The sequence below is a fragment of the Xenorhabdus siamensis genome, assembly GCF_037996745.1.
Taxonomy (GTDB): domain Bacteria; phylum Pseudomonadota; class Gammaproteobacteria; order Enterobacterales; family Enterobacteriaceae; genus Xenorhabdus; species Xenorhabdus indica.
In genome coordinates this window covers 83,786-99,397 of the sequence record NZ_JBBMXE010000006.1, presented here as the reverse complement: position 1 = coordinate 99,397, position 15,612 = coordinate 83,786, and the positions used below count along the sequence as shown (strand labels likewise).

Below are 15,612 nucleotides of genomic sequence, written 5' to 3'. Positions count from 1 at the left end.
TTTCTTATTTTCCATTCTGAATAATTTTACTCTTCATGTTACCTACATACTCTTTATCGACACTTTCTGTCTCTGAATTGATCACACGCCAGAGGAAACGTGATTATCGGATGATGGCCCTTTTATTCATTTTATCAATTGTGCTGTTTATTTTATCCCTGTGCGCGGGGGAAATATGGTTCTGGCCCAATCAATGGCTGTCTGATCCTGCACGACTTTTTATTTGGCAATTAAGATTGCCCAGAGCACTGGCAGTGTTTGTCGTTGGTGCAAGTTTGGCAGCGTCTGGTGCAGTTATGCAGGCGTTATTTGAAAATCCATTAGCTGAACCTGGACTATTGGGAATTAGTAATGGTGCGGGAGCAGTGGTTGTTTTTTTGATCCTTGTTTTTCATGGTATTGCTCCATTGTGGATATTAAGCACTGGTGCAGTTTTAGGAGCACTGCTTATGACCACGATTTTATTGGCTTTCTCTAAAAGGCACCGGGTGACTAATGCACGCTTATTATTAATTGGCGTAGCTTTCGGTGTTGTATTCGGGGCCATGATGACATGGATGGTTTATTTCAGTACCAGTCTGGACTTGCGCCAATTGATGTACTGGATGATGGGGAGTTTTAGCGGTATTGATTGGCGGCAAATATGGCTGGTGATCGCACTGATCCCTATTATTTTCTGGTTAAGCGGAACCGGGAAGATACTTAATTATCTCTCCCTTGGGGAATTGCAGGCACAACAATTGGGAATATCTCATAATAAATGGCGTAATTTATTTGTATCGGCTGTGGGATTATTGGTTGGTTTAAGTGTTGCTCTTGCCGGAGCGATCAGTTTTATCGGTTTGGTGCTTCCCCATATTTTGAGGCTGATTGGCCTTACGGATCATAAAACGTTACTACCAACCTGTACATTGGCGGGAGGGAGTTGCTTGCTGTTGGCAGATTTAATTTCTCGTTTGTCTTTATCCCATGCCGAAGTACCGATCGGTGTTGTTACAGTAACGTTAGGAGCTCCCGTTTTTATCTGGTTGTTATTAAGAACACCTCGGGCATAGCTGCATGCTAGTCATAAATACACCTAGTCATACACATTGAGCATTAATAAGTGACCTAATAGTTTACGGAAAGGCACGAAGAGGATAACAAAGAAATAAAAGAGTAGGGAAGATAGCATGACTCATCAACCATTTTTAGTATTGGATAATATCACGGTTAATAACAGGCTGGCTTCACTGTCTGCATCAGTAAAAGCTGGCGAAAAAGTTCACTTAGTTGGGTTGAACGGTTCAGGAAAAAGCACTTTGCTTGCAGCAATTGCCGGAGTTTTGCCTTACGGTGGCAATATTTATATCAATGGCAAAGAATTGCGTGATTATCGACAAAGTGAATTAGCGCAATGCCGGGCATGGTTCTCTCAATCTGCTTCAGCCCCGGTTATGCCTGTTTTTCAATACTTAGATATGTACCGCCCTGAGTTAGCACGATTGTCTGAAGGAGAAGAGGTGTTATATGAACTTTGTCGTCAACTGAAATTGACCTCACTACTGTCTTCAACAATTGGGCAATTATCGGGAGGAGAATGGCAACGAGTCAGATTAGCAGGTGCTTTTTTGCAGGTATGGCCTGAATTGAATCCGGCTGGAAAATTATTACTCCTTGATGAACCAACTAATAACCTTGATATCACCCAACAAGCTATTTTAGATAAGTTAATTAACCAATTTTGTATATTAGGTGGTTCTGTTTTATTGAGTAGTCACGATATTAATCATACTTACGAACAAGCTAGTAATGTATGGTTACTTTTACACGGTAAATTATTTATGTCGGGTATCCCACAGGATATTATGAATGAAATAAATTTATCTAAAATCTTTGAAATAAACATTAGACATATCCAAAATAATAACTATAAATTATGGAGGGTCAATCATGATTAATTTTCATAAATACAATCACTTTAATTGATTATTTTTCTTTAATCTGTTGATTGCCATGACTTTATTTGATTGTTATTATTTTTTAAATAAATATTTTCTACCATAAAATAAATCAGGCTACACAAGACAATTATGGATAATTTTTTACCATTCTCTCGTCCATCAATTGGAAATGAAGAGATAGAAGCAGTAGAAAAAGTTTTACGTTCAGGTTGGATTACAACAGGGCCACAAAACCAACAGTTAGAACAGGATTTTATTCGTATGTTTGGTTGCAGGCATGCGATAGCTTTGAATTCTGCTACGGCGGGAATGCATTTAGTCTTGCTGTCGTTAGGTATTGGATCTGGCGATGAAGTAATAACGCCTTCCCAAACCTGGGTTTCTACTATCAATATGATTTGCCTGTTAGGTGCAGAGCCAGTTATGGTCGATGTGGATCGTGATACTCTGATGGTTAATGCCAAAACGATTAAACAGGCTATTACGCCGAAAACTAAAGCAATTATCCCTGTCCACTACGCAGGTGCGCCCTGTGATCTTGATGCCCTGCGTGCGGTTGCAAAAGAAGCTAATATTCCCTTGATTGAAGATGCCGCTCATGCAGTGGGAACCCGCTATAAGAATGAATGGGTTGGGGAACGAGGAACAGCTATTTTTTCTTTCCACGCCATCAAAAATATGACATGTGCGGAAGGCGGCATACTGGTTACAGATAATGATGAACTTGCTCAGCGAGTTCGTTGTTTGAAATTTCATGGATTGGCCGTTGATGCCTTTGATCGGCAAGTCCAGGGCAGGAAACCTCAGGCAGAAGTTATTGAACCGGGCTTCAAATATAACTTATCAGATATTCATGCGGCAGTGGCGGTTGTCCAGTTAAGTAAATTGGCATCCATGAATGCCCGCCGCCGGGAGCTGGTAGCACGATATTCTTCTGCTCTTAAAAATACCCCTTTACAGATGTTGAGTGTGCCTGAGTATGAACATCGGCACTCTCATCATTTATTCATGGTACGTGTTGATCAAAGTACTTGCGGTATTAACCGCGATACTTTCATGGCTCGCTTAAAAGAACGCAATATTGGCACAGGATTACATTTTAGAGCGGCGCATACACAAAAATATTATCGGGAACGTTATCCGGCACTGTCTCTGCCCGAATCTGAGTGGAATTCGGCAACACTTTGTTCGTTACCCCTTTTTCCAGATATGAGCAATGGTGATGTAGATCGTGTCGTGAACGCAGTGTTGGAAATTCTTGCGGAGTGTAGATAGTGGTGTTTGAAAAAATAAAAAAAGTGTCAGTTGTTATCCCGGTTTATAACGAAGAAGAAAGTTTGCCCCAATTATTGGAAAGGACGATATCTGCATGTCAACAACTTGAGCAGAAATATGAATTAATTTTAGTAGATGATGGTAGCCGCGACAGTTCCGCCGATATTTTAACTCAAGCGGCTAAAGATCCTAAAAATTGTGTCATTGCAATTTTGCTGAATCGTAATTATGGGCAGCATTCTGCAATTATGGCGGGATTTCATCAGGCCGATGGTGATCTTATTATCACCCTTGATGCAGATTTACAAAATCCACCAGAAGAGATCCCCCGTTTAGTGAAAACAGCCGAAGAGGGATATGATGTTGTCGGTACACGTCGTGCCAATCGTCAGGATTCTTGGTTCCGTAAAACCGCCTCTAAGCTCATTAATGCAATGATCACGAAAGCAACGGGGCGTTCAATGGGGGATTATGGTTGTATGTTACGGGCATATCGCCGCCATATTGTGCGAGCGATGTTACAGTGTCATGAACGCAGCACATTCATTCCCATTCTGGCTAACACATTCGCTCGCAAAACAATCGAAATTGATGTAGCTCATGCAGAGCGTGAGTTCGGTGATTCTAAGTACAGCTTTATGAAGCTGATAAACCTGATGTACGACCTGCTAACTTGTCTGACAACAGCACCATTACGGTTATTGAGCGTTGTGGGAAGCATTATTGCTGTGACGGGTTTCCTGTTGGCCGTATTGCTGATTGCTTTGCGCTTTATCTTTGGTTCTATCTGGGCTGCTGAGGGAGTGTTTACTTTATTTGCCATCCTCTTCATGTTTATTGGTGCGCAGTTTGTTGCGATGGGGTTACTCGGAGAATATATCGGCCGGATATATAACGATGTTCGTGCACGTCCACGCTATTTTATTCAAAAAGTGGTTGGAGCTAAAAATCCAACAGTAATTAAGGAAGAAAAAAAATGAAAGCCGTTATTTTTGCCTATCATGATATTGGTTGTGTCGGGCTTAATGCATTAGTGAAAGCGGGTTTTGATATCCAGGCTGTTTTTACGCATGTCGATGATCCGAATGAAAATAATTTTTTCTCTTCTGTGGCACATATTGGTGCGGATATGGGCTTACCTGTATTTGCTCCGGAGAATGTGAATCATCCACTCTGGATTGAACGTATTAGTGAAATGCAGCCGGATGTTATTTTCTCATTTTATTATCGCGATCTGCTCAGTCAGGATATTTTATCACTGGCAACAAAAGGAGCATTTAACTTACATGGTTCTTTATTGCCGAAATATCGTGGTCGTGCTCCTGTTAATTGGGCGATATTAAATGGTGAGACAGAAACAGGTGTAACACTGCATAAAATGGTAGCTAAGGCAGATGCCGGAAATATTGTTGCTCAACAGGCGGTACAGATTGAGAAAACAGACACGTCATTGGATATTCATGGCAAAATTCGTGAAGCTGCAGTTGAACTATTGAATAATATTCTGCCTCAGATAAAGGCGAATAATTACCCCTCTATTCCGCAGGATGAAAATCGGGCAACCTATTTTGGTCGCAGGACAGCAGAGGATGGGGAAATTTTTTGGCATAAATCTGCCGAAGAGATTAATAACCTCGTCCGGGCGGTAACAGAACCCTATCCAGGTGCGTTTACTTTCCTTGGTGAGCGTAAAATTACTATTTGGCGTTCACTCCCGATTAATAAAGCCCATGATAAACAGCCAGGAACTGTGCTTTCTACGGCTCCACTGATTATTGCGTGCGGAGAAGGGGCATTAGAGATTGTCAGTGGTCAGAGTGAGTCCGGTATTTATGTGCAGGGTAGCCGACTTGCTTTGGAAATGGGGATTGTGACAGGTATTCGGATTGGGCCAAAAGACACAACACAAATCAGCCGCCGTAAACGTGTTTTGATTCTGGGGGTTAACGGATTTATCGGTAATCATCTGACAGAACGTCTGTTGAACGATGGTAATTATGATATCTATGGAATGGATATTGGATCTTCTGCCATTGAGCGTTTTATTGGTAATCCAAATTTTCATTTTATTGAAGGGGATGTCAGCATTCACACAGAATGGATTGAATACCACATTAAAAAATGTGATGTTGTGCTGCCATTAGTGGCGATAGCTACACCTATCGAATATACCCGTAATCCATTGCGTGTTTTTGAGTTAGATTTTGAAGAAAACCTGAAAATTGTTCGCTATTGTGTGAAATACAATAAACGGATTATTTTCCCGTCCACTTCTGAAGTTTATGGCATGTGTGACGACAAGGAATTCGATGAGGATACTTCTCGTTTAATCGTAGGGCCAATCAACAAACAGCGTTGGATCTATTCAGTTTCTAAGCAATTGCTTGATCGTGTTATTTGGGCATACGGCGAAAAAGAGGGGTTGAAATTTACTTTGTTCCGGCCATTTAACTGGATGGGGCCAAGGTTAGACAATTTGAACTCAGCCCGTATTGGTAGCTCAAGAGCCATTACTCAATTAATCTTAAATCTGGTGGAAGGTTCCCCCATTAAGTTGGTTGACGGGGGAGAGCAAAAGCGCTGTTTCACTGATATTCATGATGGAATTGAAGCGTTATTCAGAATTATCGAGAACAAAAATGGTTTGTGTGATGGACAGATTATCAATATTGGTAATCCGACGAATGAGGCCAGTATTCGTCAATTAGCCGAAATATTGCTGAATAGATTTGAAGAACATGAATTACGTGGATATTTCCCTCCGTTTGCCGGATTCAAGAAAATCGAAAGCAGTAGTTATTATGGTCAAGGGTATCAGGATGTTGAACACCGTAAGCCCAGCATTAAAAACGCGGAACATCTGTTGGGATGGAAACCCACGATCAATATGGAACAAACCATTGATGAAACATTGGATTTCTTCTTGCGTGATGCGGTGAAAGAGCTAAGAAGGAAGAAAGAATATTCAGGGAATATATGATGCAAAAAGTTGGCTTGAGAATTGATGTAGATACTTACCAGGGCACCAGGGAAGGTGTGCCACAATTACTTAAGATTTTACGGCATCATCATATTCAGGCTAGTTTCTTTTTTAGCGTTGGTCCAGACAATATGGGACGCCATTTGTGGCGCCTGCTAAGGCCTAAATTTCTGTGGAAGATGTTGAGATCAAATGCAGTATCTCTTTATGGTCTGAATATTCTATTCGCCGGCACAGCCTGGCCGGGAAAGAAAATTGCAAAAGATTTAGGCTATTTGATGAAAAAAACCCTGGATGCTGGTCACGAAGTTGGTCTGCATGCGTGGGATCATCAGGGTTGGCAGGCAAAAGTAGGGCATTGGTCAGAATCAGAACTGGCAGAACAGATACAACTTGGCATTGATGCCCTGGAAAAGGCGACAGGACACTCCGTGACATGCTCTGCCGTTGCTGGCTGGCGGGTAGATGAACGTGTACTGGCAGTCAAACAGCAATTTGGTTTTGACTACAACAGTGATTGTCGGGGAACACATCCATTCAGACCATTATTGCCGGATGGTAGCCTAGGTACTGTTCAAATTCCTGTGACATTGCCGACCTATGATGAAGTTGTCGGAACGCAGGTCAGTGATGCGGATTTTAACCACTTTATTCTTGATGCAATCAAAAGTGCTCAAGGTGTTCCTGTTTATACCATTCATACAGAAGTTGAAGGAATGTCCAAAGCGCCGCAGTTTAAAGCACTGCTGGATATGCTCTATCAACAAGATATTCAGTTTTGCAAGTTATGTGATTTATTACCAGAAAATAGAGATACACTGCCTGTTGGGAGAATTATCCGTTCAGATTTTTCTGGTCGTGAAGGCTGGTTAGGTTGCCAACAAGAGGTATAAAACAAATATGTCAGATACTTGGATGAATAGAGCCGGGGGCGTTCTGATGGCTCTTTTTTTTATCTTTACTTACCTGATCCCTCTGAATAGCCGTCTTTTGTGGCAACCAGACGAAACACGATATGCTGAAATCAGCCGGGAAATGTTACAACGTGGAGATTGGATAGTTCCTTATTTTTTGGATATCCGTTATTTTGAAAAACCAGTGGCTGGATATTGGATAAATAACATTAGCCAGTGGATCTTTGGGGATAATAATTTTGCGGTGCGTTTTGGTGCTGTATTCAGCATTATGATTAGTGCGATTCTTCTTTATCGGTTAGCTATGATGATGTGGCAATCTCGCCAGACTGCATTTATTGCCAGCCTGATTTATATCTCCATGTTTATCGTTTTTTCTGTCGGCACTTATAGTGTTCTTGATCCAATGTTTTCACTGTGGATCACGGCAGGAATAGTAAGCTGTTATTGGGCACTAAAGGCCAGTAGTTGCCGTGAGCGGCTTTGGGCTTGGTCTGTATTGGGTATAACCTGTGGCATGGCATTTTTGACAAAAGGTTTTCTGGCATTGGCTCTGCCGGTAATAGCCATGATACCGATCACGATATACCAGAAACGTTTTCTGGAAATGGTTCGTTTTGGCCCACTTGCAATTATTTGTGCTGTTTTGGTTAGTCTGCCGTGGGTGCTCGCAATTGCTTTGCGAGAGCCTGATTATTGGCGTTATTTTTTCTGGGTAGAGCATATACAGCGTTTTGCTTCTGATCATGCGCAGCATTCCGCCCCATTCTGGTATTACCTGCCGATATTGATCTTAGGTGTTATTCCGTGGCTGGGATTATTACCCGGCGCTTTGCTCAAAAGCTGGCAAAAGAAAAAAGATCATCCTGAGATGTTCTTCCTGTTTTGCTGGTTTTTTGTCCCATTGCTATTTTTTAGCATTTCTAAAGGGAAACTGCCAACTTACATTCTGCCATTTATCGGGCCCTTAGCATTAATGATGGCAAAGTATGCGGTTGATAACATGAAGAATGGCAATATGAAGGCATTAAAGTTCAATGGATTGATAAATGTTTTCATTGGATTGATAGCAATACTGACGCTTGTATTTCTGGAAATTTTTTCTAATCGTCCTCTTTATCAATCCAATGAATGGCTTAAATGGATGATAGGAATTTTCACTTTTGGGTTTTGGGGAATAGTAGGTTATTTCTGTTTTATACGTAATGGTAAACATTGGCAGTGGGCTGCCGCTTGTTCAATTGTGCTGAGTTTATCAATAGGTAGTGCATTACCAGATAAGACAATTAATTCTAAGCTGCCGCAGAATTTTATCAGACAAAATGAAAAAGAGTTGGCTGAAAGTAAGTATATTTTATCTGAATCAGTTGGTTTAGGCGCCGCAGTTGCGTGGGAACTGAAACGCAGTGATATTTACTTATTTCAAAACAAGGGTGAATTGGAATACGGATTGGATTATCCAGATAGCCACAATCGGTATATAACACAAGAACAATTTCCCTCATGGTTAGCCAGTGCGCGGAAAGAGGGACAGGTTGCAGTAGTTTTCTTACTACCCACAAAAGGGGGGCTTCCTGAGTTGCCTGAACCTGATTTAATACAGCGTAACTATCGTTTTGTCCTTGTGATTTATAAGAAGCAGCCATGATATGAACAGTAGTATAGGGTTATTGATACTGGTTAGTGTATTAACTTGTGCAGGACAAATTTGTCAGAAACAAGCTGTTACCCGCTGGGGGGGGAAAAATGATCCCTATAAACTGGCAATTGTAGCGGCATGGTTGGTTGGTGCTATTCTTCTGTTGGGCATAGGGATGATATTCTGGCTACGTTTGCTGCAATTTCTGCCACTGAGTATTGCTTATCCTATGCTGAGTATCAATTTTGTACTGGTAACGCTGATCGGACAATTTCTGTATCATGAAAAAGCGGGAATGAAACACTGGATAGGTGTGTTTTTGATTATGTTGGGAATTTTATTGATGAGCTTAAATCAATGAAAGGGTATTTTTGGGGAGTGGTCAGTGTCCTGTTGATTACTGTTGCTCAGCTATTATTGAAATGGGGAATGGCACAATTACCTGAACTTTCTTTATCTAGACATTGGTTGGATATCGGTTGGCTTTGGTTGCATCATGGACCTTTATTAACGGTGATGGTGGGACTAGTGAGTTACACATTATCCATGTTCAGTTGGATTTTTGTTTTGAAATATCTGCCGTTGAATAAAGCCTATCCGCTTATCAGTCTGAGTTATATTTTTGTTTATCTATTAGCGGTATTATTACCCTGGTTTAATGAAGATATTTCATTACTGAAAACAATAGGGATCTTGTTAATTTCATTGGGAGTTTGGTTTATTAGCAGACCAGAAGGCAGAGAGGCTGATTGATGATTATAAGAATAAGACATTTATGTTTATTACTGAGCTTATTTCTGATTGGGTGTTCCAATCCTATTTCTAAGTCAAATTTACCTCCATTACGAGCAGCACTTTCTGATCCGATTATTGTTATTGCACAGTTAAAAGAGCAGCTTACACAATGGCAAGGAACACCTTATCGTTATGGTGGCATGGATCGGCGAGGGATTGATTGTTCTGGCTTTGTTTACCGTACCTTTCATGATCGTTTTAATATCTTGCTTCCACGGACAACGAGTGAACAGACCCAATTGGGTACACGAATTAATAAAAAAGATTTAATGCCAGGTGATCTGGTATTTTTCAAAACTGGTAGTGGTGATAACGGGTTACACGTTGGTATTTATGATATCAATAATAAATTTATTCACGCATCGACTAGCAAAGGTGTAATACGTTCCTCTCTTGATAATATCTATTGGCGTCGTGTTTTTTGGCAGGCCCGCAGAATATGATCTCAGTCTGAGTCACTAATTAAATCAGCACATTATGATATCTTAAGACACTGTTTTTGCTTTGTTCGGAGATAAATAATGTCCAGATTACGCTTACTGCTGTCTGATTCCCACGATCCTTGGTTTAATCTCGCTGTTGAAGAGTGTATTTTCCGTCAAATGTCGCCAGAGCAACGTGTTTTGTTCTTATGGCGTAATGCAAATACTGTTGTCATAGGACGAGCTCAAAATCCGTGGAAAGAGTGTAATACACGGCGTATGGAACAAGATGGTATAAAACTAGCACGACGTAGTAGTGGCGGCGGGGCTGTTTTTCATGATCTGGGGAATACTTGTTTTACCTTTATGGCAGGTAAACCAGAATATAACAAAACAGTTTCTACTCAAATCATTCTGGATGGATTAAAAAAATCTGGTATTCATGCAATGATTTCTGGCCGTAATGATTTGGTTTTGCCTTTACCGGATGGGGAACGCAAAATTTCTGGGTCGGCGTATCGGGAAACCAAGGACAGAGGTTTTCATCACGGCACATTGCTGATTAATACAGATTTGAACCGCCTTGTGGATTATCTCAACCCTGATCCTAAAAAGTTACAGGCAAAAGGCATTACTTCTGTTCGTTCCAGAGTGACAAACTTGTCAGAATTATTGCCGGATATCACACATGAAAAAGTGTGTGAAGGGATCACTGAGGCATTTTTTGAGTATTTTAGTGAAGTTGTGCAACCAGAACTTATTTCTCCACACGCTTTACCGGATTTACCGGGCTTTATTGATATTTTTAGCAAGCAAAGTAGCTGGGAATGGAATTTTGGCCAGGCACCTGCATTTAGCCATACACTGGATACCCGATTTTGTTGGGGTGGTATTGAATTACATGTTGATATTGAAAGTGGAATTATCAATCGTTGCCAGATTTTCACTGATAGCTTAGAACCTGCCCCATTCGAATTATTGGCAGAGGAATTGATTGGTGTACTGTATCAGCCGGATGCCGTTGGGCAAGTGATCCAGCGCATCAGAGAGCAAAATCCTTTGTTGAATATGGAATTACAACAATTTGCTCATTGGTTGATGAATGAGCTGAAATGAAAAATAATTTAGATGATTTAACAACAAAAAATGGTCAACGACAGGGAAGTTGACCAGAAAGGATGAGCTTACTATAAACACATTTTGTAAATCGGGATTGGACGATTAGTTAACTTTTGTCATTATTCAGACACCTATTTTTCCAATGGCTTATTTTTCACAATGACTTACTTTTCACAATATAAAAATGCTTTCAGCTCAGGTAATTGCCCATTCTCTCTGAACTTAGCCGGTGTTGTATTGAAGTGTTTTTTAAATATCCGGGTAAATGTCGCTTGAGAACTAAAACCATATTGCAGGGCAATATCCAGGATAGGTAAATCATCTTCACGTAAGGATTTAGCGGCTTCATGGAGCCGACGCCGACGCACATATTGACCAAGTGTACAACCTTTCAGCTCTTTAAAGATTCGCTGTAAGTGCCATTTCGAATAACCGCTTTTATGTGCAATGGCATCTATTTTGATGCTTTCAGTCAGTTGAAGTTGGTTTTCTAACCATTTAACAATATCGTTAATAATACTTTCTAACATATTTACCTCCCACTAGAGTGGGGCTTGTGCTAAAAGAAACCGATATATAAATAATGATTAATCTTATCGAAAGGCTCATTTTAAGAGTTTATTTTATACCGTATACGCAAAATGTGCGGTTTTGAATTAATGAATAATATCTATCTCTATGGATTTCAAGATACATCGCGATGGCAATGGAGCGACAAATTATTTATATCTTTATATGTGTGGGGTTATTAGTTGAGCAACTAATTATTTCTGTTTCTATCCTTTAATATATACTCACATTAAAGATTTGTAATTCTAATTGTAACAATACTAATTCTGGCATAGCATCTTTTATAACTTATAGAGATTATATTTTTCAATACGTTATGGATTCGAGGGGTGGTAACGGAATGAACTTCTGAGAGCATAGATAATTATGTATTTATAAAAGCAAAGTTCAGAGGTTGCTTTCGCTTCTAGGTTAACCAATCTGCATTTGAGAGATGAAGGATATATTAAAATTAATTATTGGTATGAGTTATGTGTGTAAATACAGGTCTCCCTAATATAGATGAGTTTTTTTCTTTTGATCAAAAGAATCTTCGACATCAAGATGATAAACTAGGGAAGGGTTATGTTTTGGAATTAGCTTTTGCCTATTACCACATTTGATATATAAACGAAGAACAGATATAGATATATTATTTTCAGAGGAGTCATTCAACTTGGGGTCATGACATTAATTTATTAAATCGAGTGTATAGTATGCCTATTTGGAGAACATGCCGATGGCAAAAATTAATGTCATGACCGTCAGATGGATAAAATCCAGAAACCATAATATCATAAGGTTTGTTTTTAAATCCAAAGACAGGGTTGTGTGGGATATACCTAATGGATTTCAAATTGCGTCGCATCAATGCGGCTATGTGCTACTGACTGATTTTAAGGATGGGTTCGTTGCCGTCATCATCAGTGCAGGCTATGCCACCCTCATCGAACTCAAAACGTCAATGGATTTGGAATAGGCGTTTGACCTGTGGGAGATTGCCATCACTAATCGTGTTAGCAGTTGCAAGCTCAGTACTTATCCTTTCCGACTGTAAAGTGGATGTTGAAACGAAAGTGAATACGGATGACCTCACAGCGGTTGAACATAAACTGGTTAAGGGAGATATTGATTTCGAATTTATCCGTGACTTAGTGGCCCGTTGTATTGCCACAATAATAGCCGCCCGGCGATAGACCTGGTTATGCTGATTAAAATGATGCTGCTGGGCTATATGTTGCTGATTTGGCTAATTTTATACGAGGGTATTTGCGGATTTGCGTTATACCATTAAGAAATTCTGACGTATACCAGAAATGCCCATAAATCGTCACAATTACTTGAAATTGAAAATAAATTTAACAAAAAAGAGGTTCAGGAGCTGTTCAGTGCTGAACATCAGGCATTGGGTCTTGATAAACCCGCTTTTCATTGATGGTAAGATTGGGGTAACTGTTTCTATTCATAAAGACATTGAATACCTGCGGTTGCTAGGCAATATAATTGTACACGTTCTTCTTTACTCGCATCATTACCTCTGCGGTGACGCAATACAACACTATCAATATCTGCGCCTTCCCAGTAAGTAGAAAGGTAAACTTTCCCTTTTCTTATATAAGACATAGTAATTTCTCCTATACTGTTTATATTTTATGAAATTGTCTCTGGTTTTTAATCTTAAAATTAATTTTCTTAGTATTTGCTTATATTATTAATTGTTACAGTTGGCTTGATTAATGATTTAACCGATAGAAATGTGATTTTTGTTTATAATTAGTATAGTACAGAATTATAAAAAAAATTTTTTTTTGGGGATACAATGAATGATTATTATTATTTATATATTATATGATTTTTTTGATGAAGTATAAATATATATAAAGTTATGATATCATCTGTTTAAGTGTTTTTTGCTTCTAATAACGGTGATATTATTGAACTGTCTTTTTGTTATAATAAGATAGATTTCTTTCATTTTTCAATGATCACAAGCGATACGCTTATAAGAGTCAGATTGGTTCTCTCGATACGCTGGGTAAATTTCTTCCCTCTGAGGTGCCTCCCCTCAGGAAGACAGTCATAGACGGCATAATCATCGGTACAGTAATATTGGATTTCAAAAGGTGCCAGTAGCGCTAACAGATTTTCCAGCGTTTTCCTGCTGCGATCACCAAATACATGCGCAACTACCGTTTTTCGGTTTGGTTCCCAGGCATACCAGAGCCAACGCTGATTTTTCTTATTACCAACAAACGACCATTGTTCATCGATTTCCCAGATAATTTCGATGTGGTTTCCCATCAATGGGAGTGTGGTTACCTGTCTGGGTTCGAGTTTTTTAATGTGCGGAGCACCGTGTTGATACCGACCTTCAGAGTCCGAGCGGTGTCTCTGATACCGCTGTTATTTACCGCCATATTAACGATCTGCGCTTTTACTCCGGGTTTGCAAGCCTGATAGGTGTAATTTAATTGAAAGGTTTTACGGCAGGCATAACAGTGATAACGCTGATGCCCACGACTACCTTTTCCATGTCCTCTCACATCTTCTGTTTTGTGACAATAACGACAAATCACATCAACTTTAGTCATATCTCACCCACCATAAAAAATGGGGATCTTACCACAACATCTAATTATTGGGAGCATGACCCATTTTGGTAAAGGAATAGAATGACTTTAATTAAGGTGTCTTTATGAAACGAAAATCGCCCCAAAAATTTACTGATAACTTTAAAAGAGAAGCTGTCAATCTGGTTGTTGAACAGGGTTATACCGTCCCACTGGCGGCTGAAACTTTGGGTATCTCAACAAAACTCCTGTATACATAGCGAAAGCAGGCTGTGGAGCAAGCCAAACCCGGAGCGTTAACCACTGAGGAGCGACAGGAGTTATTGCAGCTTCGTAAAGAAAACAAACAGCTAAAAATGGAGAAAGAGATCTTAAAAAAGCGAGCGCATTCTTTGCGAGAGAACTGCTGTAAGGTGTTGGTTCATCAAAGAACATGCAGAGCAATTTCCCATTTGCCAGTTATGTCGCGTGATGAAAGTCAGTCATTCCACGTTTTATGCCTGGCAGGCAAAACCCGTTCGGCTGCTTTCCGATGAGCAACGTGCATTGCACCAAAAAGCCACCGCGCTGTTTAAAGAAAGCCGGGAAAGCTTAGGCTATCGGATGTTGGCGAAAAAATTACGCAAAGAAGGCTTTACTATCAGTGATTATCGGATCCGAAAGCTGATGAAACAGCTCGGCTTATCCGTCAGGCAGCGTAAAAGCTACCGGGCTCCACGCAAAGGGAAAGCTGTATCAACGGCCTGTAACCTGCTTAACCGGAACTTTAATCCGTTGGCCCCGAATGAAGTCTGGGCAGGCGATATTACCTATCTCAAAACGCCTGAAGGCTGGTTATACCTGGCCATCGTGATGGATTTATACTCGCGGCGTATCGTGGGATGGCGGATGTCAACGGAGATAGATACGACCCTGATCAGCCAGGCCTTAACGAAAGCGTATCACTTACGCCAGCCGTCAAAAGGCTGTATTTTTCACAGTGATAGAGGCAGCCAATAGACAAGCCAGCCATATCGGAATCTGCTCGACAGTTATGATATGAGAGCGAGTCAGGGGGATGTGGGGGCCTGTTGGGATAATGCAGTCGTTGAACGTTTCTTTGGCAGTTTAAAACCTGATTGGCTCTTCAAAATTCATCATGAAAATCAGGCGGAGATGAAAAAAGATGTGCTGGATTATCTGCATTATTACAATTTAACGCGATTACACACGGCTAATAATGATTTAACCCCTGTGGAATATGAAATGGCCTTCGTAAAAATGTTCGATTTTTCTTGAGCAGAACAGTTGGTGGTGCGATTGGTTATGGCATGACTAAGGGCTATCAGACGCTTAGGGAGAATGGGGGTATCCCAGTGATGATTTATATAAAAAACTGGAAGATAAATACGGCGAAGCATGGGAGA

14 protein-coding genes and 3 pseudogenes are annotated in these 15,612 nt (G+C 40.3%); 14 read left to right on the top strand and 3 right to left on the bottom strand.

Annotated features, from left to right (window positions below; translation table 11 throughout):
* Positions 1-35: 35 nt before the first annotated feature.
* The 11 genes from btuC (at position 36) to AAC852_RS06465 (ending at position 11,084) form a co-directional block, all read left to right on the top strand.
* Entirely contained in the window at positions 36-1,055 is a 1,020-nt protein-coding gene (gene btuC, locus AAC852_RS06515; RefSeq protein WP_340620325.1) for a vitamin B12 ABC transporter permease BtuC, read from the top strand.
* 117 nt (positions 1,056-1,172) lie between these two features.
* Positions 1,173-1,940, top strand: coding sequence for a vitamin B12 ABC transporter ATP-binding protein BtuD (btuD, locus tag AAC852_RS06510; RefSeq protein ID WP_340620324.1), 768 nt, complete (start codon positions 1,173-1,175; stop codon positions 1,938-1,940).
* A 132-nt stretch (positions 1,941-2,072) separates the two neighbouring features.
* Positions 2,073-3,218 (top strand): UDP-4-amino-4-deoxy-L-arabinose aminotransferase, encoded by a 1,146-nt coding sequence (arnB, locus tag AAC852_RS06505; protein WP_340620323.1) that lies wholly within the window; start codon positions 2,073-2,075, stop codon positions 3,216-3,218.
* Entirely contained in the window at positions 3,215-4,198 is a 984-nt protein-coding gene (gene arnC, locus AAC852_RS06500; protein WP_340620389.1) for an undecaprenyl-phosphate 4-deoxy-4-formamido-L-arabinose transferase, read from the top strand. The genes arnB and arnC overlap by 4 nt, the downstream gene beginning before the upstream one ends.
* On the top strand, positions 4,195-6,198 hold the full coding sequence (arnA, locus tag AAC852_RS06495; protein ID WP_340620322.1) for a bifunctional UDP-4-amino-4-deoxy-L-arabinose formyltransferase/UDP-glucuronic acid oxidase ArnA: 2,004 nt from the start codon (positions 4,195-4,197) through the stop codon (positions 6,196-6,198). The genes arnC and arnA overlap by 4 nt, the downstream gene beginning before the upstream one ends.
* Positions 6,198-7,091, top strand: a complete 894-nt coding sequence (gene arnD, locus AAC852_RS06490; protein ID WP_340620388.1) for a 4-deoxy-4-formamido-L-arabinose-phosphoundecaprenol deformylase — start codon at positions 6,198-6,200, stop codon at positions 7,089-7,091. Before arnA ends, arnD begins: the two co-directional genes overlap by 1 nt.
* Positions 7,092-7,113: 22 nt before the next feature.
* Positions 7,114-8,760 carry a lipid IV(A) 4-amino-4-deoxy-L-arabinosyltransferase gene (arnT, locus tag AAC852_RS06485; RefSeq protein WP_422824264.1) on the top strand — a complete coding sequence of 549 codons (1,647 nt, stop codon included), beginning with the start codon at positions 7,114-7,116 and terminating at the stop codon, positions 8,758-8,760.
* 1 nt (position 8,761) lies between these two features.
* Complete coding sequence (gene arnE / locus AAC852_RS06480) at positions 8,762-9,112, top strand: 4-amino-4-deoxy-L-arabinose-phosphoundecaprenol flippase subunit ArnE (protein ID WP_340620320.1); 351 nt, start codon at positions 8,762-8,764, stop codon at positions 9,110-9,112.
* The gene (gene arnF, locus AAC852_RS06475; protein ID WP_340620319.1) at positions 9,109-9,504 is read left to right on the top strand and encodes a 4-amino-4-deoxy-L-arabinose-phosphoundecaprenol flippase subunit ArnF; all 396 of its coding nucleotides are present in this window, start codon (positions 9,109-9,111) and stop codon (positions 9,502-9,504) included. Before arnE ends, arnF begins: the two co-directional genes overlap by 4 nt.
* Positions 9,504-9,989: a C40 family peptidase gene (locus AAC852_RS06470; RefSeq protein ID WP_340620318.1), complete on the top strand. Its 486-nt coding sequence runs from the start codon at positions 9,504-9,506 to the stop codon at positions 9,987-9,989. Before arnF ends, AAC852_RS06470 begins: the two co-directional genes overlap by 1 nt.
* 78 nt (positions 9,990-10,067) lie before the next feature.
* Positions 10,068-11,084: a lipoate--protein ligase gene (locus AAC852_RS06465; RefSeq protein ID WP_340620317.1), complete on the top strand. Its 1,017-nt coding sequence runs from the start codon at positions 10,068-10,070 to the stop codon at positions 11,082-11,084.
* A gap of 167 nt (positions 11,085-11,251) precedes the next feature.
* On the opposite strand, the gene AAC852_RS06460 is transcribed toward AAC852_RS06465, so the two are convergent.
* Positions 11,252-11,617: a helix-turn-helix domain-containing protein gene (locus AAC852_RS06460; RefSeq protein ID WP_340620316.1), complete on the bottom strand. Its 366-nt coding sequence runs from the start codon at positions 11,615-11,617 to the stop codon at positions 11,252-11,254.
* A 758-nt stretch (positions 11,618-12,375) separates the two neighbouring features.
* Between AAC852_RS06460 and AAC852_RS06455 the strand changes: the two genes are divergently transcribed.
* Entirely contained in the window at positions 12,376-12,615 is a 240-nt protein-coding gene (locus AAC852_RS06455) for a hypothetical protein (RefSeq protein WP_340620315.1), read from the top strand.
* Positions 12,616-12,760: 145 nt separating this feature from the next.
* A pseudogene (locus AAC852_RS20170) lies at positions 12,761-12,873 on the top strand (transposase); the annotation flags it as partial.
* 221 nt (positions 12,874-13,094) lie between these two features.
* Here the strand turns inward: AAC852_RS20170 and AAC852_RS06445 are convergent.
* On the bottom strand, positions 13,095-13,259 hold the full coding sequence (locus tag AAC852_RS06445) for a hypothetical protein (RefSeq protein ID WP_340620314.1): 165 nt from the start codon (positions 13,257-13,259) through the stop codon (positions 13,095-13,097).
* Positions 13,260-13,634: 375 nt separating this feature from the next.
* Positions 13,635-14,227 (bottom strand): annotated as a pseudogene (locus AAC852_RS06440) (IS1 family transposase); the annotation flags it as partial.
* A gap of 104 nt (positions 14,228-14,331) precedes the next feature.
* Between AAC852_RS06440 and AAC852_RS06435 the strand changes: the two are divergent.
* Positions 14,332-15,484: pseudogene (locus AAC852_RS06435) on the top strand (IS3 family transposase).
* Positions 15,485-15,612 lie beyond the last annotated feature (128 nt).

Coding starts and splice junctions, on each gene's coding strand:
- btuC (WP_340620325.1), top strand. CDS start 36: ATGTTACCTACATACTCTTTATCGACACTTTCTGTCTCTGAATTGATC.
- btuD (WP_340620324.1), top strand. CDS start 1,173: ATGACTCATCAACCATTTTTAGTATTGGATAATATCACGGTTAATAAC.
- arnB (WP_340620323.1), top strand. CDS start 2,073: ATGGATAATTTTTTACCATTCTCTCGTCCATCAATTGGAAATGAAGAG.
- arnA (WP_340620322.1), top strand. CDS start 4,195: ATGAAAGCCGTTATTTTTGCCTATCATGATATTGGTTGTGTCGGGCTT.
- arnD (WP_340620388.1), top strand. CDS start 6,198: ATGCAAAAAGTTGGCTTGAGAATTGATGTAGATACTTACCAGGGCACC.
- arnT (WP_422824264.1), top strand. CDS start 7,114: ATGAATAGAGCCGGGGGCGTTCTGATGGCTCTTTTTTTTATCTTTACT.
- arnE (WP_340620320.1), top strand. CDS start 8,762: ATGAACAGTAGTATAGGGTTATTGATACTGGTTAGTGTATTAACTTGT.
- arnF (WP_340620319.1), top strand. CDS start 9,109: ATGAAAGGGTATTTTTGGGGAGTGGTCAGTGTCCTGTTGATTACTGTT.
- AAC852_RS06470 (WP_340620318.1), top strand. CDS start 9,504: ATGATTATAAGAATAAGACATTTATGTTTATTACTGAGCTTATTTCTG.
- AAC852_RS06465 (WP_340620317.1), top strand. CDS start 10,068: ATGTCCAGATTACGCTTACTGCTGTCTGATTCCCACGATCCTTGGTTT.
- AAC852_RS06460 (WP_340620316.1), bottom strand. CDS start 11,617: ATGTTAGAAAGTATTATTAACGATATTGTTAAATGGTTAGAAAACCAA.
- AAC852_RS06455 (WP_340620315.1), top strand. CDS start 12,376: ATGGCAAAAATTAATGTCATGACCGTCAGATGGATAAAATCCAGAAAC.
- AAC852_RS06445 (WP_340620314.1), bottom strand. CDS start 13,259: ATGTCTTATATAAGAAAAGGGAAAGTTTACCTTTCTACTTACTGGGAA.